The organism is Neisseria sp. P0021.S006 (genome assembly GCF_051956895.1).
This window is the reverse complement of record NZ_JBQCWZ010000414.1, coordinates 1-1218: the sequence shown is the minus strand read 5'-3', so window position 1 is coordinate 1218 and position 1218 is coordinate 1. Positions and strand designations below refer to the sequence as shown.

Annotated in this window: 2 protein-coding genes; both read left to right on the top strand. The window is 45.7% G+C overall.

Annotated features, from left to right (window positions below):
• Window positions 1–481, top strand: a 481-nt coding sequence (locus tag ACTHUM_RS14600; RefSeq protein WP_440403237.1) for an SPOR domain-containing protein, incomplete at its 5' end; no start/stop codon positions are given.
• Window positions 474–1007, top strand: coding sequence for a CvpA family protein (locus tag ACTHUM_RS14595; protein ID WP_107791926.1), 534 nt, complete (start codon window positions 474–476; stop codon window positions 1005–1007). The genes ACTHUM_RS14600 and ACTHUM_RS14595, both read left to right, overlap by 8 nt.
• Window positions 1008–1218: the final 211 nt, after the last annotated feature.

Here is a 1218-nt window from a genome sequence, read left to right as displayed (position 1 = left end):
CAATAAATTGGCACAATTGGAAAAAGCAGAGAAAGCCATTGCCGAGCGTAAATCTGCCAAAAACAGCAAAGACAGCGTAAAAGACAAGGCCGAACCTGCTAAGAAAGCAGAAGCCAAAGTTGAAAAACCAAAAAATGAAAAAGCTAAACCAGAAACGGCCAAAGCAGAAAAAGCCGATAAGGTAAAAACTGCCGAGAAGCCGTCTGAAAAAGCCAAGCCTAAAGCTGAAAAAGAAACAGCAGAAGCCAAGCCTGCGAAAAAAGCTGCCATTCAGGCTGGTTATGCTGAAAAAGAACGTGCGCAAAGCCTGCAACGTAAAATGAAAGCCGCAGGTATCGACTCGACCATTACTGAAGTGATGACCGATAAAGGTAAGGTGTATCGCGTGAAATCAGCCAGTTATAAAAATGCACGCGATGCCGAGCGCGATTTGAACAAATTGCGTGTACATGGCATTGCCGGTCAGGTGACCAGTGAGTAATTTGCCTGTTGCCGATTTGTTGGCTGCCGCCGTCATCGTCATCTGCATCATTATCTCGTTGACACGGGGTATTATTGCCGAAGCAGGGGCGATGGTGGCGTGGGTGGTATCGTTTATTGCCGCCAGAACGCTTGCCATGCCGTTTGCCGATGTGGTCTTTAAATCGGTTGAGCCGCATTCTTTGGCGGTTGCCATGGGTTTTGCCGCTGTGTTTTTTCTGGCATGGCTGTTGCAGAAACTGGCACGATCGCTGTTGAGCAGTTTGATGTCTGCCGTTGGTTTGGGAAGCATCAACCGTTTGCTTGGCGGCGTATTCGGTGCAGTGAAAGGTGTGATTTTGGTGACACTGGCAGTGATGGTTTTTTCACACACTGATTTGCCGAAAACGGAAGAGTGGCAAAGTTCGCACACAATTCCGTATTTTGAATCACTTGCCGATGCTGCAATGCCTTATCTGCCTGGAAAAGATACCGCAATGTCCCATCTTTCGGGTAAAGCGGCTGAAGTTGAAGAATTGGATGATTAAGTTTGACGGATTCAGACGGCCTATGGGTCGTCTGAATCCGTTTTTATTTGCGTAAATTTAGCATCATATTGTCAACAATTTGAGCAAACTCATCTAAATTATTTTATAATGACGGCTTACCCATTTAATCTTCAAACTCGGAGAAGCACGATATGTGTGGTGTATTAGGTTTGGTTAGTCATGAGCCAGTCAATCAGATGTTGTATGATGG